This is a genomic window from Kosakonia sp. N21 (assembly GCF_050587465.1).
Taxonomy (GTDB): domain Bacteria; phylum Pseudomonadota; class Gammaproteobacteria; order Enterobacterales; family Enterobacteriaceae.
Map to the genome: position 1 here is coordinate 84271 of NZ_JBOBHR010000005.1, position 25224 is coordinate 109494.

Consider the following 25224-nt stretch of genomic DNA (forward strand, 5'->3'; position numbering starts at 1 on the left):
ATTAAGGTAAGAGAGGTCAGTTCGTACAACCGATGGAGGTTTAATATGATCGGAAATATGCACGTATTTATTGCAGTACTGGGAATTGTATTGTTTTCTGGTTTTCTGGCTGCTTATTTTAGCCATAAATGGGATGACTGATGAACAGCGATAATCCCCCACCGCGACGGCCCTTTACGCAAAACGTAAAGGGCCGTTTCTTTTTCTGGCAAATGAACAAAAAAAACCGCCAGAAAACCGGCGGTCAATGCTTGCATGGATAGATTTATGTTTTGCTTTATACGCTAACTCAAACGTCTGGTTAACGGATCACTCTCAATCTAACATCGCAATCCTCAACGGTATCTAAACGGAAAAGGCCGCATTGTGCCTCCCTCTTCCGGCTTGCTCAGGCCATGGGAGAAATATTCGCGTCAGCGAAACGTTTTGCTGTTGAAATCGTTGAAGATATATCTTTCAGAATGAACTTATTGTGTTACCGTCAGCTTTCCATTCAACAGGCCGGAGGGGTTATCCCCAATATTAAATTTCGATGCCCGGTTTGCAGCAGTCATAAATTTTTATTCACGACATTCTGCCCGGGCCAGCATCGACCTCATGGTGCTATTTGCTCGGTTTGTGGCACGAGATTGACAGCAATGTCCTGTATTCCCGTCCCACGAAGGAGAAGGTGGCCCAAACAGGTAATAGAGTAAGGGCCTCTTGTTGAGGCCCTTTTATTGACATATTCCGTTACGCGTTTTTGGCTTTGCCTAAAGAAAAACCGCTCACCTTCGCAATATGCACGCGTAATATGGTTCCTTTAACGCTGGTCCACCCCGCATTTCCGGTCATCCATGACGGATCTTTAATATGTAAATAATTAAGCGGAATAACGTGATCGTCGTCAACGCGATAATCTTCTGCCAGATCGTCAAAGAATCGGGCGATAGAATTTGTTACCGATTCATCGCCGGGAACAGAGCGAATCGCTTTAGCGGTAAATAAGGCATATTCCTGCCCGGAAACCAGCTCTCCGGCGACAACCTGCCCGTCGACGACCAGTGTGACCACCATTCCCGCGCCTAAATTCGCACAGGATACCAGGTGAGATAAGGCGCTGTCCTGCGTACTGATCGTGGGCGTTACCGCCGCGGGCACTTCACGTTGATTTTCCATTTAGATCTCCGCATCTGGTATTGAAAACCGCCCGCAGGCGGTTGTTATCAGTAGAATTGACGGATGGCCTGCTCAGTTTCCTGCGAAGTGACCAGGTCAGAGAATCGGGCGACGAGGAATGTTTCGCCATCCAGATCCCAGGATTCAATCGGAATTTCGAGAAACGAGCTCTGCTCATTTTTGAACGTGACCGATTTTGCATTATCTTCCACGGTTACGTTTTCAACCTTACCACCGGCGCGAATTACCACTACATTTTTGGTCATGTCGGTTACCTCAGTTGCTCAAATAGCATTCGACATTAACACAGACATTGTTGCAATGCCTGCGTGATGCCACGGAATGTTAAGCTCCAAAATCTGGTCTTTTAATTTGGCTTAATGAGGCGGGTAACGCCACGGGTCGAAATGTGAGGCAGCCCACATTTTAACAATTGAGTAGACTGCCAACCGCGTTTAACGCAGCAAGGAGAGCATGGTTTGCGGCACCTGGTTGGCCTGCGCCAGCACCGAACTGCCCGCCTGCTGGAGTATTTGCGCGCGCGACATGTTCGATACCTCCGTACCATAGTCCGAATCTTGTATCCGGCTGCGAGCCGAGGAGAGATTATTCGCGGCATTGGTTAAGTTGCTGATCACCGATTCAAAACGGTTCTGATAAGCCCCCAGTGCGCTACGCTGCGTATCCACGGCTTTGATCGCGTCATCTATAGCCGCCAGCGGGCTGCCGCTCGTCATGCCGCCAGAGAGAACAAGACCGTGGAGGACATCAAAGCCTTGCGACATCGTGCTGCGCGCGCTGCCGTTGATAAAATCGCCTGACACGTCGCGAATCGCTCCCGAATTCGCGTAGAGGTTGTAACTGTCGCTGCTGCTCATGCTGATGGCGATCTCTTCGCCATCTTCCGTACCCACATGGAAGCCGTAACTGAACGTACCGGAACTGGTGTTCAGCACTTTGATGCCGTTGAAATCCGTTTGCGTGGTCACGCGGTTAATCTCTTCCATGCGTTCGTTTACTTCCGCCTGGATCGAGTCAATGTCTGAGGCGGAGTTCGAGCTGTTTTGCGCCTGGACGGTCAAATCACGGATGCGTTGCAGGTTGTTGTTGATTTCACTCAACGCACCTTCCGCTGTTTGCGCCAGCGAAATGGCGTCGTTGGCATTGCGCGCGGCAACGCCCATGCCGTTGATATTGGAGGTGAAACGGTTGGCAATGGCCTGACCTGCGGCATCATCTTTCGCGCTGTTGATGCGTAACCCGGAAGATAAGCGTTCAATCGACGATCCCAGCGCTGTCTGTGACTTGCTGAGGTTGTTTTGGTTAATCAATGAGAGTGTATTGGTGTTAATGACTGCCATAAGCGGATCCCGCGCTGAATTTTTATCATGTTTTTTGTCAATGTGAACCGGCGTTCCAGTTATGTATCGACAAATTATTTCAGGGCTTTAAGGATTTTCTTATGAAGCGTTGCGGCGGCAGCCAGAGACCCGACCACAAAACAGATCTCTGGCTGTACAGATTACGGTGATGCCGGGTGCCTCCCGGTGAGTCTGCTCCAGCCCGCAAACTCGCCTTATCCCAAAAAGGTACGACTGGCAGCCCCTCCGCGCAGGGGGATTCATCACCACGCCTAACGGTATGTCCCTTGCGTATGTAAGGTCAATGACCAGGCGGGTTATGTAACTTTTTAAAGTGTTATGCGACCGGAATACTGCCTGAAGTGAAAGCCCATAAAGCGACGTGGAATAAAAAAATGGCAGTGGCCGTCTGACGTCCAGTACACACACGCAAGGAAAAGCCGGGCTCAACGCCCGGCCCCAGCATTATTCACTCAATCCCCGGTTTTTCAGCATCGGTTCAATCTTCGGATCGTGCCCGCGCCAGTTACGATAAAGTTCAGCTAAATCAGTGCTGTTCCCACGCGATAAAATCGCATCGCGGAATTTTTGCCCGTTCTCACGGGTTAATCCGCCCTGCTCAACAAACCATTGATACCCATCGTCTGCCAGCATTTGCGTCCACAGATAGGCGTAGTACCCCGCCGCGTAGCCGCCGCCGAAAATATGGGCAAAATAGCTGCTGCGATAGCGCGGTGGCACTGCCGCCAGATCAAGCTGCTCGCGTTGGATCGCCTGCTGTTCGAAGCTCTCCACATCGTTCACTGCCGTACCGTTCGCCAGGCTATGCCAGTTCATATCCAGCAGCGCAGCACTCAGAAGCTCGGTCATGTCGTAGCCTTTGTTAAACTGCGTGGCGCGCAGCATCTTCTCGCGCAGGGCGTCCGGCATTGGTTCTCCGCTCTTGTAGTGGCGCGCATAGCGACTGAACACCTGCGGCTGGCTGGCCCAGTGCTCGTTAATCTGCGACGGGAACTCCACAAAATCACGCGGCGTATTGGTACCGGAAAGGCTGGCGTAGCGCTGATGGGCAAACAGACCGTGCAGCGTGTGACCAAATTCGTGGAACAGGGTGATGACATCATCCCACGAGAGCAGCGCTGTCTGCCCGGCGGCAGGTTTTTGATAATTGCAGACATTGTAAATCACTGGCTTCGTGCCCAGCAGGGTCGACTGTTCAACAAAGTTCCCCATCCAGGCGCCGCCGCTTTTTGAATCGCGCGCGAAAAAATCGCCGTAGAACAGCGCCAGTCCCTGCCCGTCGGCGTCGAAGATCTCCCACACGCGCACATCCGGGTGGTAAACCGGAATATCAAAACGCTCAACCAGACGGATGCCAAACAGTTCACTGGCGGCCCAAAACACGCCCTCGGTTAGCACGGTATTGAGCGCAAAATAGGGGGCGATTTGTGACTCATCTAAATCGTATTTCGCCAGCCGGACCTGTTCGGCATAAAACGCCCAGTCCCAGGCTTGTGCGCGAAATTCCCCTTGCTGCGCATCAATCACCTGCTGAATGTCCGCCAGTTCGCGCTCGGCACGCGCCCGGGCTGCAGGGGCAATATTGCGCATAAACGTTAGCGCGGCCTGCGGCGTCTCCGCCATCTGATCCGCGATTTTCCAGCTGGCAAAATCGGCGAACCCGAGCAATGCCGCCTGCTGCGCGCGCAATTGCACCAGCCGTAGCACTAACGCGCGGGTATCGTTGGCATCACCGTGTTGTGTGCGCAGCCAGCCTGCCATAAACAGATTTTCACGGCGCGCAGCACCGCCAGGGCGGGTTGTTGCGTGGTGTTCAGCAGCGCCAGCAACCAGCGGTTTTCCAGACCTTTTGCCGACGCGGCTTCAGCCGCCGCCGCGATCGCCTCTTCGCTCAGTCCTTCGAGCTGGCACACATCATCCACCACCAGCCCGCCCGCTTTATCCGCCGCCAGCAAGCGTTGATTAAACTGACTGGTGAGCGTGGCGGCTTCGGTATTCAGCGCTTTGAGCGTCGCTTTCTCGTCCGCACTCAGGGTGGCCCCCGCCAGCACAAACCGTTGGTAGGTTGTCTCAACCAGCCGCAGCGACTCCGCATCCAGCGCCAGGCCATCACGCTGCTGCCAGACGGTTTCCACCCGCGCAAACAACGCGTCATCAAGATAGATATCGTTCGCCAGCTCCGCCAGTTCGGCAGAAAACGCTTCATCCAGTTGTTGCAAAAACGCATTGGTGTGCGCCGAGGTCATGGCGAAAAAGACGCTGGTCACCTGGTTTAACAATTGCCCGCTGCGCTCCAGCGCCAGCACGGTGTTATCAAAATCCGCCGCAGCCGGGTTACCCGCAATGGCGGCGATTTCGCCACGCTTTTGTTGCAGGCCTTGATCAAAAGCCGGACGGTAATGTTCCTGCTGGATCATGTCGAACTGCGGCGCCTGGTAAGGCAACGGACTGGCGGCAAAGAAAGGATTAGTGACCGACATATTTCGCTCCTGAATTCGGTAAGTCTCCTCAGAGTAGGCATCCCCCGCGCGCATCGCAATCATTTCTCTTCCTTGCACACAAGCAACGGTTTTTTGCCACACTGTAGGGTGGGACAACTTGCGTTACCGCTCAATAGCGGCGCATGCTATGGTACAACACCACAAAAAGCGTTGAGGAACAGTGAGATGATTATTCTGGTTACCGGGGCAACAGCAGGTTTTGGCGAAGCTATCGCGCGCCGTTTCATTCAAAACGGCCATAAAGTGATTGCGACAGGCCGCCGCCAGGAACGTTTGCAGGAGTTGAAAGACGAACTGGGCGATAACCTCTATACGGCGCAACTGGATGTGCGCAATCGCGCCGCTATCGAGGCGTTTATCACCGCGTTGCCAGCGCAATGGCGTGAGATTGACGTGCTGGTCAACAACGCCGGTCTGGCGCTGGGTCTGGAGCCTGCGCATAAAGCCAGTGTCGATGACTGGGAAACGATGATCGACACCAATAACAAAGGTCTGGTCTATATGACCCGCGCCGTCCTGCCGGGCATGGTGGAACGCAATCGCGGCCATGTGATCAACATTGGCTCCACTGCGGGTAGCTGGCCTTACGCGGGTGGCAACGTTTACGGCGCCAGCAAAGCCTTTGTTCGCCAGTTCAGTCTGAACCTGCGCACCGACCTGAGCGGGACCGCCGTGCGCGTCACCAATCTTGAGCCGGGACTGGTCGGCGGCACCGAGTTCTCGAACGTGCGTTTTAAAGGCGATGATGATAAAGCCGGCAAAACCTACGAAAAAACCACCGCCCTGACGCCGGAAGATGTGACCGAAGCGGTATGGTGGGTGGCGACGCTGCCGAAACACGTCAATATCAATACGCTGGAAATGATGCCGGTCAGCCAGACGTACGCGGGGCTTAGCGTTCACCGTCAGGGATAATCCCCTCGCCCGGCCTGCGGGCCGGGTATGGGATGTGGGTAAAATTAATGGTATGGTAGACAGGTTAACCCTTTAAAAAGTAAGAGCGCATGGCTGCCGAAACGGAACTCAATCCTACCCAACCCGTCAATCAACAAATTTACCGCATCCTGCGGCGGGATATTGTGCATTGTCTGATCCCACCTGGCACGCCGCTGTCAGAAAAAGAGGTGTCTGTGCGTTTTGACGTGTCGCGTCAGCCGGTGCGGGAAGCGTTTATTAAACTGGCGGAAAACGGCCTGATTCAGATCCGCCCGCAGCGCGGCAGCTACGTCAATAAAATCTCGATGACTCAGGTTCGCAACGGTTGTTTCGTCCGCCAGGCGATTGAGTGTGCAGTCGCGCGCCGCGCCGCCGCGATGATCAATGACAGCACCGCTTACCTGCTGGAACAAAACCTGAACCAGCAACGCATTGCCATTGAGCGCAAGCAGTTGAATGACTTTTTCGAACTGGATGACAGTTTCCACCAGAAACTGGCGCAGATTGCGGATTGTCAGCTTGCCTGGGACACCATCGAAAACATCAAAGCCACCATTGACCGCGTGCGTTATATGAGTCTCGATCACGTCTCGCCGCCGGAGATGCTGCTGCGTCAACATCTGGAGATTTTTGCCGCGCTGGAAAAACGCGACGCCGACGCCGTCGATCGCGCCATGACCCTGCATTTGCAGGAAATCAGCGAGTCGGTGAAAACCATTCGCCAGGAAAATCGCGACTGGTTCAGCGAAGAGTAATCTCCCTCCTTTGTCCTCCCGGTCTGGCTAACACGTCATGCTTTTTGGTCATTAAAAAGTGTGACTTTGATCAAAAACAACAACTCATCGCGTCAGAGGCGTATTGATAGTCAGTCCGTCGCGGGGACATCTTCTGCCCCGGATGATTTTGCGGATATCAACAAGGAGAAATCACCATGATGACTTATGATCGTAACCATAACCCCATTACTACCGGCACCCGCGTCATGATTAATGGCACAGGCCGCACCGGGAAAATTGTTGCTATTCATGCTGACGGGCTAAGTGCGGCAGCGCTGCGTCGCAGCAAAACGGTGGAAGTGGAAGGTTGTGAAGGCAAATTCGAACCGGTTGAACTGATTCGCCTGGGCCTGCACTAAGCACGACGTGGTGAGAATGCCGCCGCGGCGGCATTCTACTGAGCATTACAGCGCCGCAGCGTACTGCGCAACCGCCGCTTTTGCCCCTTTCTCCAGCAGTGTCTGATACGCGTTTTGCACCTGCGCGACAAAGGTGGCATCTTTCGGCAACTCGCTACCGAAAATCGCATCGATACCCAGTAATGCCTGCACGCGGGCTTCACCTTGCGCACTGTTGTTCACCGCGCGCTGGATCACCGCCAGCAGCGGATCGCACACCTCAATGGCCTGCCCTTTTTCATCCACGCCGCCCACGTAACGCATCCAGCCCGCAATGCCTAACGCCAGTAGTGAGAAATCGCGCTGATGCACCCGGTGCCAGCGTACAGAATCGAGCATACGTTGCGGCAGTTTCTGGCTACCGTCCATCGCGATTTGCCAGGTGCGATGACGCAGCGCGGTGTTGCTGTAGCGTGCAATCAGCAGATCGGCGTAGTGCGCCAGATCAACCCCCTTCACTTTCAGCGTCGGGGCTTGCTCTTTCAGCATGAGCGCGTGTGCAGCGCGACGATAGTTGTCGTCTTCCATGCACTCATTAATGTGCTGATAGCCCGCCAGGTAGCCGAGATAAGCAAGGAATGAGTGGCTGCCGTTGAGCATGCGCAGTTTCATCTCTTCAAACGGGATCACATCCGCCACCAGTTCCGCGCCCGCTTTTTCCCATTCCGGGCGTCCGGCAACAAAATTATCTTCGATAACCCACTGACGGAACGGCTCACAGGCTACGCCCGCCGGGTCGCGCACGCCGGTCAGTTGTTCGATTTTATCCAGCGTGTCAGCCGTTACCGCCGGAACAATGCGGTCCACCATGGTAGACGGGAACGTAACGTTTGCCTCGATCCAGTCGGCCAGCTCCCCGTTGACAGCGTGGGCATAGGCACAGACCACATTGCGCGTAACATGGCCGTTTTCCGGCATATTATCGCAAGACATCACGGTAAAAGCCGGTAACCCGGCGGCTTTACGGCGCGCCAGCGCTTCGACAATCACCCCGGCGGCAGATTTTGGCTGATGTGGGTTTTGCAAATCGCCCACGATTAAGGGATGGTCGGCCATCAACTGGCCGGTCGCCGGAGAGTGACAGTACCCTTTCTCGGTAATGGTCAACGACACAATCGCCACTTGCGGTTCGCACATTGCCGCCAGTACGGTTTCCAGTCCATCCACCTGTGCGTGCAGCGCGCGTTTCGCAACGCCCACTACGCGGGCAGTCCACGCATCGGCAGACATTTCCGCCACGGTGTACAAATTATCCTGCTGTTTCAGGTCGGCAATCTGCTGCTCGCCGCCAATCAGGTTGACTTCGCAGTAGCCCCAGTCGCTGCCATGTTCCGCGGCGAGGATATCCGCATAGACCGACTGGTGAGCACGGTGAAACGCGCCAAAACCCAGGTGCACGATCCGCGCCTGCAGTGCGTCGCGGTTATAGTGGGGAAGTGTTGCTTTTGCGTTGAGTAACCGGTTTTCCATAGTTGCGACTCGTTAATAGATGAAACGGAAATCCCGCCAGCACAGCGGCCGGGAAACCTGACGTCACCGGCCACTTGCTGACTACATAAACTAGAATGGTAGATAAGGTAAAAAAATATCTGTCATTAACGATACCAATTGTGGATGGCTGAATATTGATTTACGTTAACTTTTGCCTAAGTGGTGTGATACAAAAGCAAAGTTATGTGACAGCATTGTAGTTTAACGGCCAGGTTGTAAACCAGAATATCAGGCGGAAGTCATCCGTGAGGTCCCTGTTTGCTGTACCGCGCTCTGCTCTGTCCACAGAGTGTCGTAATCGTAACCCGTCAGATCTTCCACAATTCGGCGGGTATCCGTGGTCACCGCATTTTTTGCCCCTCCCGCTTTCAGGCGCTCCACCTCCTCAACAAAAATCTTATGCGTCTTTTTGTTGAGGTTGAACGTGACAGCCTGCCAAAGTGCGAGTAGCAACAGTCCTGCCGTGCCGATAAACATCAACATGGCAATCATGTGAATAGCTTCTGGCGGCTGAACCTGACTTCCTTTAACAAACCCGCCATTCTGCAATAAAAGACCGACAATAAACGTCGCAATGGCTACCGTCGTTTTACGCGAGAAAGTCATCACCGCAGCAAACAATCCCTCACGGCGCTGGCGACTCACCATTTCGTCAATATCAGGAATAAACGGGAACACATTCCACGGTGTAAACTCCAGAACACAGCGACCAACCTGATACAAACCAGCCAGAATCACCAATGTGGCTACCGTGTTCAGCGCGGGAATTTGGTAAACAGCGAAGAACCCCCCAAGGCACAGCAACATCAATGAATAGGCAAAAACATAAAGACGCGAAGGCCCAAATTTAATAATGCCAATCCCTGCGATCAATGTTACAGGCAAACCAACGATGCTCATTGAGAGGAGGCTGCCAGCCAATGAAGAAGATACATTCAAACAATACACACAGAAGAAGACAAACACCGTGTTATAAACATCTTTGCCCGTGAATGACAATAAATAAATGGCAAGGTGTTTTCTGAAGGCCCTGATTTTTAACGTTGAACCATACTCTTTGAACAAGCGAGCAAAGGCGCATAGTTTTTGCGAGAAAGTCGTATTGGGCGTTTTTGTTTCCAGTTGAGCGAGCATATCCGGTGTCAACTCACGCTCCCAGGTCACTTTCCATGAAATAAACACACAGACCATAAATAACACCGCAAAAATCACACCGTTAATCAAATAGGCGTTGGCATTATGCTCACCAAAATAACCTATCAAAAGTCCCGGAATAAACGTTGCCAGAAACGTGCCGGATGCGGATAAAAACATACGGCAAGTCGATAGCTTCGTGCGCGAATTAAAGTCTTTGGTCATTTCTGAGGGCAGTGTTTCCCAGGGGATCAGTACCATTGCAGCAATGATTTCGAATGCGAGATAGACAGACAGATAAAATCCGTAACTCATCCCATTCAGCCATAACAAGCTGTATACCAGCATGAGTGGTGCGCCAATCAGCAAGAAGAAGCGGCGACGACCAAATTTTTTGCCGAAATAATTCTTGTAAAAATGATCGGTAAAGCTGCCCATAAACAAACTTACGATGGCATCAACAATACGGGCAATCGCGACAATGGAAGCGGCTTCTACCGGGGACAAACCAACAAAAGTTGTATAGAAAAAGAGTAACCATGCACCAATAACGGTAAATGCGCCCCCACCCATTATATCCGTCATGCCATACCCGATACTCACCGGTATGGTGATTTTTTTGCTTGAAATAGACATGTTCTATCCTCAGAGAAGGTAATTAGAAATTAAAATAATCCCTGGCGTTGTCGTGGCATATATTTCTAATCATGCGAGACAATATCTTGTTATTATCTGGTACTTCTTTTCTTTCTACCCAACCGCCAATAAGGTTGCATAAAATTCGTCTGAAATAATCATGTCGGGTATAGGATACAAGGCTACGAGAATCCGTAAGCATGCCGACAAAGTTCATCAATAGCCCCTGATCGGCCAGGCAAGCAAGCTGGTTCTCCATGCCCCGACGTGTGTCATTAAACCACCAGCCTGATCCAAATTGCATCGGTGATTTAACCCCGCAATCCGCCGACTGGAAATTAGCGATAGTCGTAGCCACAAGATCGTTATAACTGGCATTAAGGTTGTAAAGGATAGTTTTAGGCAAGGCATTGTCTTTTGCCATTGCATCTAACAATCCATTCAAATTTTCTGCCAGTTGATATTGATCTGTTAATGCATCAAAACCTGTGTTAATACCCAGAAGTTGGTGCATTTTGGTGTTGTTATTGCGAATAGCGCCAAAATGGATCTGCATTGCCCAGTTATGTTTTTTATAATGCCGTGCGAGCATGATAAAAATGGCACTATCAAGAATAATACTCTCGTCCTTGCTTAACGTCTGCCCTTCTCTTTTACGCAAAAACAGTGACGAAATCGTCGCCTCACTTGCAGATTTATAATGAATCTCAACGGGCCCATGATCGGAAATGCGACACCCCGTCTGGTGAAAGAAACGGATGCGTTTGCCAATAGCCTCCGAGAAATCAGCAAAAGTAGTAATCGTTATTGCTGTGATATCAGCCAATTTATCAATAAATAGAGAGAAAGTTTTCGCGTTATTGTCAAAGACTTCATCAGGGCGGAAAGTGGGTAATACTTTCACTGGAAAGTCGGGTTCTTCACTTAATCTCTGATGATAATATAAAGAGTCGAGCGGAGAATCGGTAGTGCAAATCACTTCAACATTGGCGCGTTTAATTAACTGCCGCGGTGAAAAATCCGCTCCAGGTAATAAACCATTGCAATGTTCCATGACCTCTTTCCAGTTATGACTATCCAGCAATTCATCACAGTGAAAATAATGATGCAATTCGAGGTGAGTCCAGTGGTAAAGCGGATTACCGAAACTCGCCTCTACCGTTTGCGCCCATGCAGCAAATTTCTCTTCAGCGCTGGCATCCCCGGTAATATACCTCTCCTCAATCCCATTGGCACGCATTGCGCGCCATTTATAATGGTCGCCCGCTAACCATAACTGAGTAATGTTATCGTAATTCTTATTTTCGTATATTTCCCTGGCGTCAAGATGACAGTGATAATCAATGATTGGCAATTCTTTTGCGATATCCTGATATAATTGCACACCGCGAGCATTACCAATCATAAAGCTATCGTTGATAAATTTCATATATAGCCCACATTTATTTATGGTGTTACTTTTATCGTTATCCCCGCCTGCATATATACATGCGGGAATGCCTTAATCCCGCGTTACCAGTTCCACAATGTGCCGTCTTCCAGTCTTGCGACCGGTAAATACGCCGGATCGTAGGGGTATTTTGCCGCCCGTTTTTCATCAAACTCGATACCCAGCCCCGGTTTATCGCCCGGGTGCATATAACCATCGTCAAAACGCCAACTGTGCGGGAAAACCTCGAGCATCTGTTCGGAGTAGCCCATATATTCCTGTACGCCAAAGTTCGGCACCCACAGATCGAAATGCAGTGCAGCGGCGTGACAAATCGGTGACAAATCAGACGGGCCATGAGAGCCGGTGCGAACCTGATAAAGCGAGGCAAAATCGGCAATGCGACGCATACCGGTAATGCCGCCCGCGTGGGTAATGGTGGTACGGATATAGTCAATCAGCTGCTCTTCGATCAGCTGCTTGCAATCCCAGATGCTGTTAAACACTTCACCCACGGCAATCGGGGTGACGGTGTGCTGGCGGATCAGGCGGAAGCATTCCTGATTTTCCGCCGGAGTCGGATCTTCCATCCAGAACATGCGGTACTGTTCGATGCTCTTGCCGAAACGCGCGGCTTCAATCGGCGTCAGGCGATGGTGCATGTCGTGCAGCAGATGCTCATGGAAACCAAACTTATTGCGTACGGCATCGAACAGTTTCGGCGTAAAGTCGAGGTATTTCTCCGTCGACCACAACTGCTCTTCCGGCCACTGCCCTTTGGTTGCCGGCTCGTAAGCCAGGCCTTTGCCTTTTGCCATACCGTAAGTGGTTTTCATGCCCGGCACGCCGCACTGTACGCGAATGGCCTTAAAACCCATCTCTTTATGCCGGGCATAATCTTCCAGCACATCATCAATGGTATGGCCGGTGGTGTGGCAGTAAACCATCACCCCTTCGCGCGACGCGCCGCCCAGCAGTTGGTACAGTGGCATATTGGCGGCTTTGGCTTTGATGTCCCACAGCGCCATGTCCACCGCCGAAATCGCCGACATGGTCACCGGGCCGCGACGCCAGTAAGCGCCTTTATAGAAAAATTGCCAGATATCTTCGATACGATGGGCATCGCGGCCAATAAGTTGCGGGCAAAGGTGGTCTTTCAGGTAGGACGCGACAGAGAGCTCACGACCGTTAAGCGTGGCATCGCCCAGCCCGACAATCCCCTCGTCGGTGGTGATTTTTAAGGTGACAAAATTGCGCCCCGGACAGGTAACAAAAACTTCAGCCCCTACGATCTTCATTCGGTTATTCCTTGCATCGTCTTAACGTGATGCAGGAAATCTACGCTCTTGGACTACTACCATACAAGTAGGTCGATCAAAAAACACGCTTTTGGTCACAAAAAATCGGACGCTTATGCGCGCCCCCATCCGGCAACAATGATCAACATTCCGCACATTGCCACTGCTGCGCCCAGCCAGTCATACACGCTGAGTTTGATACCCTCCACCACGCGCAACCACAGCAGCGCGGTACAGACATACACCCCGCCGTAGGCGGCATAAACCCGCCCACTGGCCGCCGGATGCAACGTCAACAACCAGACAAACAGCGCCAGCGCCAGTGCCGCCGGCACCAGTAGCAGCGGCGTTGCGCCACGCTTCAGCCACAGCCAGGGCAGGAAGCAGCCGACGATTTCACACAGTGCAGTAGCAAAGAAAAGCAGTGTCGTTTTGAACATTTTTGGCACTATTATTCAATATTGGTTGAACCATCATACCCGATAATGCTCTCAGTCAGAGCGCCCGGTATCCCGGATGGCTGAGATCGCATAGAATAGAAACGTACGCCTTTTGTTTCTCACAAATAAGGAAATCGCAATGACAACTACACTTAGCAAACGCCTGTGCCTCACCGCTATGCTGACGCTGGGTGCCATCGTGTACACCACTTCCGCTCTGGCTGAAACCAACCGACTGGTGATCGAATCCGGCGATACGGCCCAAAGCCGTCAACACGCCTCGATGGAAAAAGAGCAATGGAATGACACGCGCAGCCTGCGCACTAAAGTGAACAAACGCGTAGAGAAAGAGTGGGACAAAACCGACGTGGCTTTCGATGCCCAGGATAACTGCCAGAAAAGCACTAACGTGAACGCGTACTGGGAACCGAATACCCTGCGTTGCCTGGATCGCCGCACCGGTCGTCAAATTCAGTAATCGCTTTCGGGCGCGCTCTGCGCCCGCTTCTCTCACCGTAAAAGGATTTCCCATGAGTGACGCCAGCAGCGTTCGTTTACGCCCGCTTGAGCGCGAAGATCTGCGCTTTGTCCACCAGCTTGATAATAACGCCAGCGTGATGCGTTACTGGTTTGAAGAGCCGTACGAAGCCTTCGTTGAACTATCGGACTTGTATGACAAGCACATCCACGATCAGAGCGAACGCCGTTTTGTGGTGGAGTGCGAAGGCGAAAAAGCCGGACTGGTTGAACTGGTGGAAATTAACCATGTGCATCGCCGGGCGGAGTTTCAGATCATTATTTCGCCAGAGCATCAGGGCAAAGGTTTGGCATCAAAGGCGGCCAGGCTGGCCATGGATTACGGTTTTACCGTACTCAACCTGTATAAGCTCTATCTTATTGTTGATAAAGAAAACGAAAAGGCCATCCACATCTATCGCAAGCTGGGATTTATGGTGGAAGGCGAATTGATCCATGAATTTTTTATTAATGGCGAATACCGCAATACCATCCGCATGTGCATTTTCCAGCAGCAATATCTGGCCGCGCACAAAACCGGATCTACGCTGTTGAAACCCACCGCGCAATAAGCGCGGCAGGCATCGGCATCAATAATAGTCGATGGTGTTTTTGATGCTGAATTTGCGTTCCACCGACGGCGTTACGCTGTTATCGATCATCACCAGACTGCAACTGACCGGGTTGTCGTGGCTGTCGTAATCACAGCTCTGTTTCACGTTGCCCAGCGGTTTATCATTCAGCGTACTGACCGCTGTGTAATCGAGCTTCTTGCGCTTATCTTTTGAGGGCGTGGACGCCACCGTTAAGTGCTCCTCTTTCGAGGTGGTGGATTTCCCCAGCGGGTAACCTTCCTCATCGTAGCGGTATTTCACTTCCATATCTTTACCGCGGGCAAGCACGACAAAACCGTTGTCATCCGTATCCCAGGTGACGCCTGCCGCCGGGAACTCCGCCAGTTGGCATTTACCCTGCAAGCGCAGACGCTTCTCCTGAGAATCGGCATCAACATAGTAGTTCGCATCCAATACCAACGACACGCCGCTGTTGTTTTCCAGATCGTGAAGCTCCAGCGTGTCGAAACATCCCTCCTTCGACAGCGTGCCGGTCACGCGTTTGGTCACTTCACCTTTATCGTTGAGCAACGTCTGGCTGAAATCTTTTACCGGGCCACGCAGCGGATCAAAATCAAATTCATTTGAAAAACTGGCCATCTCTGGCGTAAACGATACCGGTCCTTTCGCATCATCACATCCGGCTAATAACACGGCGAGAGAGATGACTAATAGCTGTTTTTTCAACGGGTTCACCACATTTTTCTTCTGTATTGCGCATATATTAGCAAATCCTTTCCGATATAGGGCAGTCTGATCCTGGCTTCTGTGGCCTGTTACGTCGCTTATTCAGACTATTCAGATATTTACCTTTCGCTTACGCGGGAAGTGCTAAGCTTAACGCGGGTTACATAAAAGGAGACGAGGATGCACGCTTCACGTTGGCTTTGTGCACTACTGCTGGGGGCCTGTGTTCCGGCATTTGCCGCACCGGATTCCTGCGAGCGCGTCAAAACGGACATCCAGCAGCGCATTATCAATAATGGTGTTCCGGAATCAGGTTTTAGCCTGAAAATTGTGCCAAATGACCAGGCCGATCAGGCAGGCGCCCAGGTCGTTGGGCATTGTGCCAATGATACCTACAAAATTCTGTACATCCGCAATAGCGGTGCTGCGCCACAGGGCGAACAAGGCACCGACGCGCAGTAAATATAATCCCCCTGAATATCTGGGGGATTACTCTTCGCTTGATCACGGTTAAGACTTCTCTACCCCCTGATGGGTAGGATTATTCCATTATTAGCCTGCTTATTAATTTGGCGGGTAATTTCTTTTTATTATAAATAATAATGGAGTGAGCTATGTCTGAAACCGAACACAGCGGTGGCATAAGCCGACGAACGCTGGTGAAATCCACCGCGCTCGGGTCGCTTGCATTGGCCGCCAGCAGTTTTCATCTCCCTTTCGGCATGCGTTCCGCCGCGGCCGCCGTACAGCAAGCCATGCAACCCGCTCCGGACAAAGTCGTATGGGGCGCCTGCTCGGTAAACTGCGGCAGTCGCTGCGCGCTGCGCTTACACGTCCGGGATAACGAAGTGTATTGGGTTGAAACGGACAATACCGGCGAAGACCAGTATGGCAACCACCAGGTCCGCGCGTGCTTACGCGGGCGTTCGATCCGTCGGCGCATCAACCACCCGGACCGCCTGAACTACCCGATGAAGCGCGTGGGCAAACGTGGTGAGGGTAAGTTTGAACGCATTAGCTGGGACGAAGCCCTTGATACCATCGCCAACAGCTTAAAAAGCGTGGTGCAGAAGTACGGTAACGAAGCGGTCTACATTAATTACTCTTCCGGTATCGTCGGCGGCAACATTACCCGCTCGTCCCCTTCAGCCTCCATTATTGCTCGTCTGATGGCCATGTACGGCGGTTTCCTCAACCAGTACGGCACCTACAGCACCGCGCAAATCGCCTGCGCCATGCCCTACACTTACGGCTCCAACGAGGGGAACAGCACCTCGGACATCGAAAACAGCAAACTGGTGGTGATGTTTGGCAACAACCCCGCAGAGACCCGTATGAGCGGCGGCGGCATTACCTATTATCTGGAGCAGGCGCGCGAGCGTTCGAATGCGCGGATGGTGGTGATTGACCCGCGTTATACCGACACCGCCGCCGGGCGCGAAGATGAGTGGATCCCGATTCGTCCGGGAACCGATGCCGCGCTGGTGGCCGGAATGGCCTGGGTGCTGATCACCGAGAACCTCGTCGATCAACCGTTCCTTGATACCTATTGCGTGGGCTACGACGAGAAAACATTGCCAGCAGATGCGCCCGCCAACGGGCACTACAAAGCCTACATTCTGGGTCAGGGCGATGACGGCATTGCAAAAACACCGCAGTGGGCTGCCCGGATCACCGGTATTCCTGCCGATAAGATCATTAAACTGGCGCGCGAAATCGGCACCGCGAAACCGGCGTATATCTGCCAGGGCTGGGGGCCACAGCGCCAGGCCAACGGCGAACTGACCTCGCGGGCGATCGCCATGTTGCCGATCCTGACCGGAAACGTCGGCATCAATGGCGGTAACAGCGGTGCGCGGGAATCCACTTACACCATCACCATTGAACGGATGCCGATGCCGGAAAACCCGGTGAAAACCTCGATCTCCTGTTTTACCTGGACCGATGCCATTGCCCGTGGGCCGGAAATGACCGCCACCCGCGACGGCGTGCGTGGGAAAGACAAACTGGATGTGCCGATTAAGTTCATCTGGAACTATGCGGGCAACACCCTCACCAACCAGCATGGCGATATCAATCACACCCACGATGTGCTGCAGGATGACAGCAAATGCGAAATGATCGTGGTGATTGAGAATTTCATGACCTCGTCAGCCCTGTACGCCGATATCCTGCTGCCGGACCTGATGACCGTGGAACAGGAAGATATCATTCCCAACGATTATGCCGGGAATATGGGCTACCTGATCTTCCTCCAGCCGGTGACCACGCCGAAGTTTGAACGTAAACCGATTTACTGGATCACCAGTGAAATTGCTCGCCGTTTGGGGCCGGATATTTACCAGCGCTTTACCGAAGGACGAAGCCAGGAAGAGTGGCTGAAGTATCTGTACGCCAAAATGGTGGCGAAAGATCCGCAACTGCCCTCCTACGACGCGCTCAAAGAGATGGGGATTTACAAGCGCAAAGATCCGAACGGCCACTTTGTCGCCTATAAAAAATTCCGTGACGACCCGCAAGCCAACCCACTGAAAACCCCGTCGGGCAAAATCGAAATCTACTCCAGCCAACTGGCAAAAATCGCCAGTAGCTGGGAGCTGGAAAAAGACGAGGTTATCAGCCCGCTGCCGGTGTATGCCTCAACCTTTGAAGGCTGGGACTCCCCCGCACGCAGCCAGTTCCCCCTGCAACTGTTTGGCTTCCACTACAAAGCGCGTACCCACTCAAGCTACGGCAACATTGATGTACTGAAAGAAGCCTGCCGCCAGGAAGTGTGGATCAACCCCATTGATGCGCAAAAACGCGGCATCGCGAATGGCGACATGGTGCGCGTGTTTAACGATCGCGGTGAGGTGCGGATTGCCGCGAAAGTGACGCCGCGCATTATGCCGGGGGTCAGCGCAATGGGCCAGGGCGCGTGGCATCAGGCCAATATGGACGGCGATCGCATCGATCATGGCGGCTGTATGAACACCCTGACCACCCACCGCCCCTCGCCGCTGGCGAAAGGCAACCCGCAGCACACAAATCTGGTCGACATCCAAAAGGTTTAAGGAGTAGCGGATGACTACGCAGTATGGTTTTTTTATTGACTCCGCCCGCTGCACCGGTTGTAAAACCTGCGAGCTGGCCTGCAAAGATTACAAGGACTTAACCCCGGACGTCAGTTTCCGCCGCGTATACGAATATGCAGGTGGCAACTGGCAGGAGGATCAGGGTATCTGGCATCAGGACGTTTTTGCCTATTACCTCTCTCTTTCCTGTAACCATTGTGACGATCCGGCCTGTACTAAAGTCTGCCCAAGCGGCGCCATGCATAAACGCGAAGATGGCTTTGTGGTGGTGGATGAAGAGGTGTGTATCGGCTGTCGTTACTGCCATATGGCCTGCCCGTATGGCGCACCGCAATACAATGCCGCGAAAGGACATATGACCAAGTGCGACGGTTGTTATGACCGCGTCGCGCAGGGCAAAAAGCCGGTCTGCGTCGAATCCTGCCCGTTACGGGCGCTGGACTTTGGCCCTATCGACGAATTGCGCAAACAGCATGGTTCGCTCGCCGCTATCGCGCCGTTGCCGGCATCGCACTTTACCCGGCCGAATATTGTCATCAAACCCAACGCCAACAGCCGCCCGACAGGGGATACCACCGGCTATCTGGCAAACCCGCAGGAGGTGTGAAATGGGAAGCGGATGGCATGAATGGCCGCTGGTGCTGTTTACCGTGCTCGGCCAGTGTGTGGCGGGCGGATTGATCGTCACCGGCCTTGGCTGGATGGCAACCGCCGGGGATCAGCGTACGCAGGCCAGCATTGTGCGCAGCCAGTTTTTGCTGTGGATCGTGATGGGCATTGGCTTTATCGCCTCGATGATGCACCTTGGTTCACCGCTGCGGGCATTCAACTCACTGAACCGTGTGGGCGCATCGTCGTTGAGTAATGAAATCGCCGCCGGGTCGCTGTTTTTCGCCGTGGGCGGTTTCTGGTGGCTGGTTACATGGCTTGGCAAAATGCCTGCTGCGCTCGGGCGCTTATGGCTGGTTGTCAGCATGGTGCTGGGTGTGCTGTTTGTCTGGGCGATGACGCGTGTTTACCAAATCGACACCGTTCCCACCTGGCACAACGGTTACACCACCGCCAGCTTTTTCCTGACGATGCTTATCGGCGGGCCGCTGCTGGGGGCGCTGCTGCTAAGACTGGCGGGGATGCGCTATAACGCGTCGCGTTTTGCGGCGGTGAGCGTTGCCGCCCTGGTGGCAAGCTGCGCAGTGGTGATGTTGCAAAGCGTGCAGTTGGGCGAAATCCACAGTTCGGTACAACAGGCCATCGCGCTGGTGCCGGATTACGGCATGCTACAGGTGTGGCGTTTGGTGCTGGTGGCGCTCGGTCTGGGGTGCTGGATCTGTCCGCTGGTGATGCATAAGCAACCGCAGGTGATCAGCCTGCTGGCCGGGATTGTGCTGGTGATGGCGGGCGAAGTCATCGGTCGCGGCCTGTTTTACGGGCTGCATATGACCGTCGGCGTTGCCGTTGCGGGTTAATCGCGTACGTGCCGGATAGCGGCTTACGCCCTGTCCGGCCTCTATAAACGGTATTGCCGAGATTATCGGGGAGACTATGACTGACGATACCCGTGAAGCATTTATTTTTACCGCCCGCGTGCTGGGCGCACTGTTTTATTACCCGCCGGACAGCGAACCGGCAGCGCCGCTGATTGCCGCGTTTAAACAAGGTGACGGGGTCGAACAATGGCCGCTGCCGCAAGCCGTTCTTCAGCCACTGACTGCGGGTTTTACCATAGCCTGCGATGAACCGTTGCAGGACGCCTGGCAGCGTTTATTGATTGGTCCCCACGCATTGCCTGCACCGCCGTGGGGCTCGGTGTGGCTGGATAAAGAGAGTGTGCTGTTTGGCGACTCTACGCTTGCGCTGCGCCAGTGGATGCGTGAAAACAGCGTCGTTTTCGACAGCGGGCAAAACGAGCCGGAAGATCACTTCGGCGCATTACTGTTGCTGGCGGCGTGGCTGGCGGAGCAAGGCAACCGTGTCGCCTGCGATCAACTGCTGGCCTGGCATCTGCTGCCGTGGGCCGGGCGTTTTCTCACGGTATTCAGCGACGAAGCCAGGCATCCCTTCTGGCATGCGTTGGGGTCACTGGCGCAACTCACGCTGGCGGACTGGCAATCCCGGTTGCTGATCCCGGTCGCACAAAAACCGCTTTTCCGTTAATTACCCTCCCGATCAAACGATCGGGACACCCCTCTGCCTGGCAATTCGTGACAGTGTCACTCTTATACTTCTCTTTTAAGACAATTTTTTAGGCATGGTGTACAGCCGTTACGCCATCCGGGCGGAGGGTTTTTCAGGCTAAAACGCGGTCGGCCACCAGCATGCCGGTTGCCATTTGCAGATTGATGTACTGTGCCAAATCGCGCTGTTCCGGGCGTGGCAGGTATGGCAGTTCACCGACCAGCGGTGCGGGCAGTTTTTTACTCAGTACATTGATGATTTCTGCGTAATGCGCCAGCCCCGGATTGATGCGGTTGGCGACCCAGCCAATCAGCGGCAGACCGTCGCTGGCAATCGCCTGGGCGGTCAGAAGCGCATGGTTAAGGCACCCCTCCTGGATCCCCACCACCATCACGACCGCCATTTGCTCTTGCACAACCCATTCAGAAAGCGGGCGCAAATCATTCATCAGGCTGCGCCAGCCGCCGGTGCCTTCAACCACCACATGATCAACCCGGTCGCACAAATCCGCCAGGCCGTTGGATAACAGGGTGTAATTAATTGGGCAACTGTGCGCAACGCTGCTCTCTTCTTCACTTAACGCGATAGGGTTTACCGCCTGGTAAGGTAACTCCAGCGATGAAACGCTTTGCAGCACCAGCGCATCTTTGTTGCGCAGCCCTTCCGGCGTCTCTTTACTTCCTTTGGCGACAGGTTTGTACCCTGCCACTGTTTTGCCGCTGGCAGCCAGCGCCTGTAGTAGCGCGCGGGACGCCACTGTCTTGCCGACAGAAGTGTCTGTACCCGTTACAAAGAAACGCTTAAGCATGACGAACCCCACCGTTGTTCAACGAAAATATAAACCAGGAAAATAATTCAGTAGGGGAAAGTCTAAGTTAAGTGCACAGGACTCAGCTTGAGGTAGCGCAATTTTTAGGGCAACAGTGCAAAATTGTTACCCCTGCAACAGACGAATCAACAACGATCCGTTATACATCGCGTCTTTTACCAGCGCCGCACCGGCCATGGTGCCCTGGTTGGTGAACTGGGTGCTCTCCACGCTGATGTGTTTACTGTAAGCCGGCAGCGCCTGTTGGCGAATGCAATCGGTAATGGCGGGAAAAAGGATATCTGCGGCTTTGCTGAGCGGCGATCCAATCAATATTTTTTGCGGATTGAACAAATTCACCATGATGGCGAGGATACGGCCAATATTGGCGCCAACGCCGCTAATAATGTCTTTTGCCAGCAGATCGCCCTGCTGCGCCGCCTGACACAGCCACTCCACCGTCAGCGGTTTTTGGTGCAGCATCGAACTCATGGACTGGCTCATACGCCGCTGTGCCAGTTCCAGCACGCTTTCCACGCTGGCGATGGTTTCCAGGCAGCCGTGGTTACCGCAATAACAGCGTTTCCCGTAGGGATCGACCTGGGTGTGGCCGATTTCCACCAGGCTGCTGCTCCCGGCATGCAGTAAGCGCCCGTCGGTGATCACCCCGGCGCCCACGTTATGATCAATCACCACCTGAATCACATCCCGCGCGCCGCGCGATGCGCCAAACAGCGCTTCCGCCATCGTCCAGGCGCTGATGTCGTGCTGCACATACACCGGCACCCCGGTATGATTTTCAAGCACTTCGCCCAACGGCATATCTTTGACATCGTCATAAAACGGCATGCGGTGAACAATGCCGTTTTCCGTATCAATAATGCCCGGTAGCGTGATGGCAATTGCGGTCAGGCGCTCCAGCTTGTTCTGATGGCGGGTAAAAAAACGATCAATATGCGATGTGACGCGTTCCAGCAACGGTAACGCATCAACAAGCGGGAGTTCGAGGCGCTCTTCCACCACCAGTTTGCTGCTGAGATCGCGCAGGGAGAGGAAGATTTCGCCCCGGCTGATGCGCAGCGAAAGATAGTGCCAGGCTTCGGTTTCCACCATCAGTCCCACCGCCGGACGACCCCGGCTGCCGGGTTCCTGAATTTCTGTTTCCTGCACCAGGTGCGCTTCGAGCATTTCGCGGACGATTTTGGTAATGCTCGCGGGTGCAAGTTGCGCCAGCCGGGAAAGGTCGATGCGCGACACCGGGCCAAGCTGATCAATCAGGCGATACACTGCCCCCGCATTGGTCTGCTTAATTTGATCAATATGCCCAGGCTGACTATCAGCAACCACCTCTGACTCCCTTATTTTCGCGCTTCGAAATAAACTCTGGGGCTATGGTGAAGCACTTCACGGGTCGTCGTCAAATTTTTACCCCGGCTTGTGATTTACAGCACATTTTGCAAGGACTTATGTGCAAAAATTATCCGCCCGCCGCCGCAAGCAGGTGTTGCTTAAAACGCGCCGCCGCCGTTCCCTGTTCATGATGTTTTGACCATACCAGCCACATTTCCGACACCGCATCCGGTTCGGTAATCGGCACCCAGCGCATTTCACGCAATTGTACCCGCCGGAAAGAGGCAGGCAGAATCGACACGCCCATGCCCGCCGCCACCAGACCAATAATGGTCATGGCTTCGCCGACCTCCTGCGCAATCATCGGCGTCAGGTGGTAACGGCGCATCAGCCCAAGAATATCGTCGTACAGGCCAGTGCCCACATGCGGATCGAAAAAGACAAACGGCTCCTGCGCCAGTTCCACCAGCGACACCGCCTCACGCGTGGCTAACGGGTGATCGCGGTGGATCATGGCCAACAGCGGTTCACGCAGGATCACCTGCCATGCCAGCGTTTCCGGCAGTTGCGTATTACGCATTAACCCCAGATCCAGCCCCCCTTCGTTTAACGGCGCAATTTGCTCACGGGTGTTGATTTCCCGCGTTTGCAAATGCACATCCGGGTAGCGTTGACGAAACGATGACAGCGTGTCAGAGACGGACTTGATAAAGGGCGCCGATGAGGTAAAACCAATGCGCAACTCCCCGGTTTCCCCCTGATGCAAACGCGCGGCGCGGGCAGCGGCGTCATCCACCTGACTTAAGATTTGCCGGCTATCGGCCAGGAACTGTTTACCCGCTGGCGTCAGAGAAACGCTGCGGTTGGTGCGCGCCAGCAGACGCGCGCCGATCTGCTGCTCCAGAATTTGGATCTGCTGGCTGAGCGGCGGTTGCGAGATATTCAACCGCGCGGCGGCATGGCCGAAATGCAACTCTTCGGCGACGGCAATAAAGTAACGTAGATGGCGCAGTTCGATATTCATATTTAATAAGTCTTATTTGAGATTATTAATATATTAGACAGAATATTACACATTTCATACCCTTATGCCGTGGTAAGCCCGTCACCAAAATCACGGGATGAAAAGCTAAGGATCTCGAGTGAGTCGTACAACAACCGTTGACACCGCGCCGGCAAGCGTCGTTGACGAAAAACCTGTTTCTGTGCCGGGACAGTTTATTAAACGTGGTACCCCCCAATTTATGCGCGTGACGCTGGCGCTCTTCTCCGCCGGGTTAGCAACATTTGCCCTGCTCTATTGCGTACAGCCGATTTTACCGGTGCTCTCCCATGAATTCGGCGTCTCGCCCGCCAGCAGCAGTATCTCCCTTTCTATCTCGACCGCGATGCTGGCAATCGGCCTGCTGTTTACCGGCCCGCTGTCGGACGCGATTGGTCGTAAAAAAGTGATGGTGACCGCGCTGTTACTCGCCTCCTGCTGTACGTTACTGTCGACCATGATGACCAGCTGGCACGGCATTCTGGTGATGCGTGCGCTGCTGGGTCTGTCATTAAGCGGCGTGGCGGCGGTCGGCATGACCTATTTAAGTGAAGAGATCCACCCCAGTTTTGTCGCCTTCTCCATGGGGTTATATATCAGCGGCAACTCCATCGGCGGGATGAGCGGCCGCCTGATCAGCGGCGTATTTACCGACTTTTTTAACTGGCGTATCGCGCTGGCGGCCATTGGTTGCTTTGCGCTGGCCTCGGCGCTGATGTTCTGGAAAATTTTGCCGGAATCGCGCCATTTTCGCCCGTCCTCGCTGCGCCCGAAAACGCTGTTTATCAATTTCCGACTGCACTGGCGCGATAAAGGCCTGCCGCTGCTGTTTCTGGAAGGCTTTCTGTTGATGGGCTCGTTCGTCACGCTGTTTAACTACATTGGCTACCGGCTGATGCAATCCCCGTGGATGCTGAGCCAGGCGGTGGTCGGGCTGTTGTCCGTGGCCTACTTAACGGGAACCTGGAGTTCGCCGAAAGCGGGCGCGATGACCAGTAAATATGGCCGTGGCCCGGTGATGATGGGTGCCACCAGCATAATGTTGATGGGTTTGCTGTTAACGCTGTTCTCGTCGCTGTGGCTGATCTTTGCCGGCATGCTGCTGTTTACCGCCGGTTTCTTTGCCGCCCACTCGGTCGCCAGTAGCTGGATTGGGCCGCGTGCAAAACGCGCCAAAGGCCAGGCCTCATCACTCTATTTGTTCTGCTACTACCTGGGATCCAGCCTGGCGGGCACGTTAGGTGGGGTGTTCTGGCACAGCTACGGCTGGAATGGCGTGGGCGGTTTTATTGCAGCAATGCTGGTTATCGCGGTATTGGTAGGCAACAGACTCCACGCTCGCCTGCAATAATGCCGCGAAAAGCGTAATGACCCCGCCC

At 53.6% G+C, this 25224-nt stretch carries 24 protein-coding genes and 1 pseudogene; 12 read left to right on the plus strand and 13 right to left on the minus strand.

Going from position 1 to position 25224, the window contains the following annotated elements:
* The first annotated feature begins 45 nt into the window (after positions 1 to 45).
* Positions 46 to 141, plus strand: coding sequence for a protein MgtS (gene mgtS, locus ACQ3G7_RS13520; RefSeq protein WP_430890205.1), 96 nt, complete (start codon positions 46 to 48; stop codon positions 139 to 141).
* A gap of 591 nt (positions 142 to 732) precedes the next feature.
* Here mgtS and ACQ3G7_RS13525 read toward each other — a convergent pair.
* The 4 genes and pseudogenes from ACQ3G7_RS13525 to dcp all read right to left on the minus strand — a co-directional run bounded on the left by ACQ3G7_RS13525 (position 733) and on the right by dcp (position 5020).
* On the minus strand, positions 733 to 1158 hold the full coding sequence (locus tag ACQ3G7_RS13525; protein ID WP_263096731.1) for a GvpU-like protein: 426 nt from the start codon (positions 1156 to 1158) through the stop codon (positions 733 to 735).
* A gap of 47 nt (positions 1159 to 1205) precedes the next feature.
* On the minus strand, positions 1206 to 1424 hold the full coding sequence (locus ACQ3G7_RS13530) for a hypothetical protein (protein ID WP_263096732.1): 219 nt from the start codon (positions 1422 to 1424) through the stop codon (positions 1206 to 1208).
* Between the two features lie 189 nt (positions 1425 to 1613).
* Complete coding sequence (locus tag ACQ3G7_RS13535; RefSeq protein WP_430890206.1) at positions 1614 to 2519, minus strand: flagellin N-terminal helical domain-containing protein; 906 nt, start codon at positions 2517 to 2519, stop codon at positions 1614 to 1616.
* 465 nt (positions 2520 to 2984) lie between these two features.
* Positions 2985 to 5020 (minus strand): annotated as a pseudogene (gene dcp, locus ACQ3G7_RS13540) (peptidyl-dipeptidase Dcp).
* A gap of 186 nt (positions 5021 to 5206) precedes the next feature.
* Between dcp and ydfG the strand changes: the two are divergent.
* From ydfG to ydfZ, 3 genes are all read left to right on the plus strand, one after another.
* Entirely contained in the window at positions 5207 to 5956 is a 750-nt protein-coding gene (gene ydfG, locus ACQ3G7_RS13545) for a bifunctional NADP-dependent 3-hydroxy acid dehydrogenase/3-hydroxypropionate dehydrogenase YdfG (protein ID WP_263096736.1), read from the plus strand.
* Positions 5957 to 6045: 89 nt separating this feature from the next.
* Positions 6046 to 6732: a GntR family transcriptional regulator gene (locus ACQ3G7_RS13550; protein WP_430890207.1), complete on the plus strand. Its 687-nt coding sequence runs from the start codon at positions 6046 to 6048 to the stop codon at positions 6730 to 6732.
* 176 nt (positions 6733 to 6908) lie between these two features.
* Complete coding sequence (ydfZ, locus tag ACQ3G7_RS13555) at positions 6909 to 7112, plus strand: putative selenium delivery protein YdfZ (RefSeq protein ID WP_263096738.1); 204 nt, start codon at positions 6909 to 6911, stop codon at positions 7110 to 7112.
* Positions 7113 to 7157: 45 nt separating this feature from the next.
* Here the strand turns inward: ydfZ and ACQ3G7_RS13560 are convergent, their stop codons facing one another.
* The 5 genes from ACQ3G7_RS13560 to ACQ3G7_RS13580 form a co-directional block, all read right to left on the minus strand.
* Positions 7158 to 8621, minus strand: a complete 1464-nt coding sequence (locus ACQ3G7_RS13560; RefSeq protein ID WP_430890208.1) for a mannitol dehydrogenase family protein — start codon at positions 8619 to 8621, stop codon at positions 7158 to 7160.
* Positions 8622 to 8870: 249 nt separating this feature from the next.
* Positions 8871 to 10412 carry an MFS transporter gene (locus ACQ3G7_RS13565; protein WP_430890209.1) on the minus strand — a complete coding sequence of 514 codons (1542 nt, stop codon included), beginning with the start codon at positions 10410 to 10412 and terminating at the stop codon, positions 8871 to 8873.
* 22 nt (positions 10413 to 10434) lie between these two features.
* The gene (gene uxaC, locus ACQ3G7_RS13570) at positions 10435 to 11841 is read right to left on the minus strand and encodes a glucuronate isomerase (RefSeq protein WP_430890210.1); all 1407 of its coding nucleotides are present in this window, start codon (positions 11839 to 11841) and stop codon (positions 10435 to 10437) included.
* 83 nt (positions 11842 to 11924) lie between these two features.
* On the minus strand, positions 11925 to 13139 hold the full coding sequence (rspA, locus tag ACQ3G7_RS13575) for a starvation-sensing protein RspA (RefSeq protein ID WP_430890211.1): 1215 nt from the start codon (positions 13137 to 13139) through the stop codon (positions 11925 to 11927).
* A 113-nt stretch (positions 13140 to 13252) separates the two neighbouring features.
* Positions 13253 to 13579 (minus strand): YnfA family protein, encoded by a 327-nt coding sequence (locus tag ACQ3G7_RS13580; protein ID WP_263096743.1) that lies wholly within the window; start codon positions 13577 to 13579, stop codon positions 13253 to 13255.
* Between the two features lie 139 nt (positions 13580 to 13718).
* On the opposite strand from ACQ3G7_RS13580, the gene ACQ3G7_RS13585 reads away from it, so the two are divergent.
* Complete coding sequence (locus ACQ3G7_RS13585) at positions 13719 to 14057, plus strand: DUF1283 family protein (RefSeq protein ID WP_263096744.1); 339 nt, start codon at positions 13719 to 13721, stop codon at positions 14055 to 14057.
* A gap of 52 nt (positions 14058 to 14109) precedes the next feature.
* The gene (gene speG / locus ACQ3G7_RS13590) at positions 14110 to 14667 is read left to right on the plus strand and encodes a spermidine N1-acetyltransferase (RefSeq protein ID WP_061495590.1); all 558 of its coding nucleotides are present in this window, start codon (positions 14110 to 14112) and stop codon (positions 14665 to 14667) included.
* Between the two features lie 18 nt (positions 14668 to 14685).
* Here the strand turns inward: speG and ACQ3G7_RS13595 are convergent, their stop codons facing one another.
* On the minus strand, positions 14686 to 15396 hold the full coding sequence (locus ACQ3G7_RS13595; protein ID WP_263100904.1) for a YnfC family lipoprotein: 711 nt from the start codon (positions 15394 to 15396) through the stop codon (positions 14686 to 14688).
* Between the two features lie 180 nt (positions 15397 to 15576).
* Here ACQ3G7_RS13595 and ACQ3G7_RS13600 point away from each other — a divergent pair, with 180 nt between their 5' ends.
* The 5 genes from ACQ3G7_RS13600 (at position 15577) to dmsD (ending at position 20624) form a co-directional block, all read left to right on the plus strand.
* Positions 15577 to 15858, plus strand: a complete 282-nt coding sequence (locus ACQ3G7_RS13600) for a DUF1161 domain-containing protein (RefSeq protein ID WP_263096746.1) — start codon at positions 15577 to 15579, stop codon at positions 15856 to 15858.
* Positions 15859 to 16010: 152 nt separating this feature from the next.
* Positions 16011 to 18449, plus strand: a complete 2439-nt coding sequence (gene ynfE, locus ACQ3G7_RS13605; protein ID WP_430890212.1) for a selenate/tellurate reductase subunit YnfE — start codon at positions 16011 to 16013, stop codon at positions 18447 to 18449.
* A 10-nt stretch (positions 18450 to 18459) separates the two neighbouring features.
* The gene (locus ACQ3G7_RS13610; protein ID WP_263096747.1) at positions 18460 to 19077 is read left to right on the plus strand and encodes a DMSO/selenate family reductase complex B subunit; all 618 of its coding nucleotides are present in this window, start codon (positions 18460 to 18462) and stop codon (positions 19075 to 19077) included.
* 1 nt (position 19078) lies between these two features.
* On the plus strand, positions 19079 to 19936 hold the full coding sequence (locus ACQ3G7_RS13615; protein WP_430890213.1) for a dimethyl sulfoxide reductase anchor subunit family protein: 858 nt from the start codon (positions 19079 to 19081) through the stop codon (positions 19934 to 19936).
* A 76-nt stretch (positions 19937 to 20012) separates the two neighbouring features.
* Positions 20013 to 20624, plus strand: a complete 612-nt coding sequence (gene dmsD, locus ACQ3G7_RS13620; protein WP_430890214.1) for a Tat proofreading chaperone DmsD — start codon at positions 20013 to 20015, stop codon at positions 20622 to 20624.
* A gap of 133 nt (positions 20625 to 20757) precedes the next feature.
* Here the strand turns inward: dmsD and bioD are convergent, their stop codons facing one another.
* From bioD to ynfL, 3 genes are all read right to left on the minus strand, one after another.
* On the minus strand, positions 20758 to 21453 hold the full coding sequence (gene bioD, locus ACQ3G7_RS13625) for a dethiobiotin synthase (protein ID WP_263096750.1): 696 nt from the start codon (positions 21451 to 21453) through the stop codon (positions 20758 to 20760).
* Positions 21454 to 21579: 126 nt separating this feature from the next.
* Positions 21580 to 22800 carry a sugar metabolism global transcriptional regulator Mlc gene (gene mlc / locus ACQ3G7_RS13630; RefSeq protein WP_263096751.1) on the minus strand — a complete coding sequence of 407 codons (1221 nt, stop codon included), beginning with the start codon at positions 22798 to 22800 and terminating at the stop codon, positions 21580 to 21582.
* Positions 22801 to 22930: 130 nt separating this feature from the next.
* Complete coding sequence (gene ynfL, locus ACQ3G7_RS13635) at positions 22931 to 23827, minus strand: multidrug efflux transcriptional activator YnfL/SxtR(Kp) (RefSeq protein ID WP_430890215.1); 897 nt, start codon at positions 23825 to 23827, stop codon at positions 22931 to 22933.
* 118 nt (positions 23828 to 23945) lie between these two features.
* Here ynfL and ynfM point away from each other — a divergent pair, with 118 nt between their 5' ends.
* The gene (ynfM, locus tag ACQ3G7_RS13640; protein WP_430890216.1) at positions 23946 to 25196 is read left to right on the plus strand and encodes a multidrug efflux MFS transporter YnfM/SxtP(Kp); all 1251 of its coding nucleotides are present in this window, start codon (positions 23946 to 23948) and stop codon (positions 25194 to 25196) included.
* Positions 25197 to 25224: the final 28 nt, after the last annotated feature.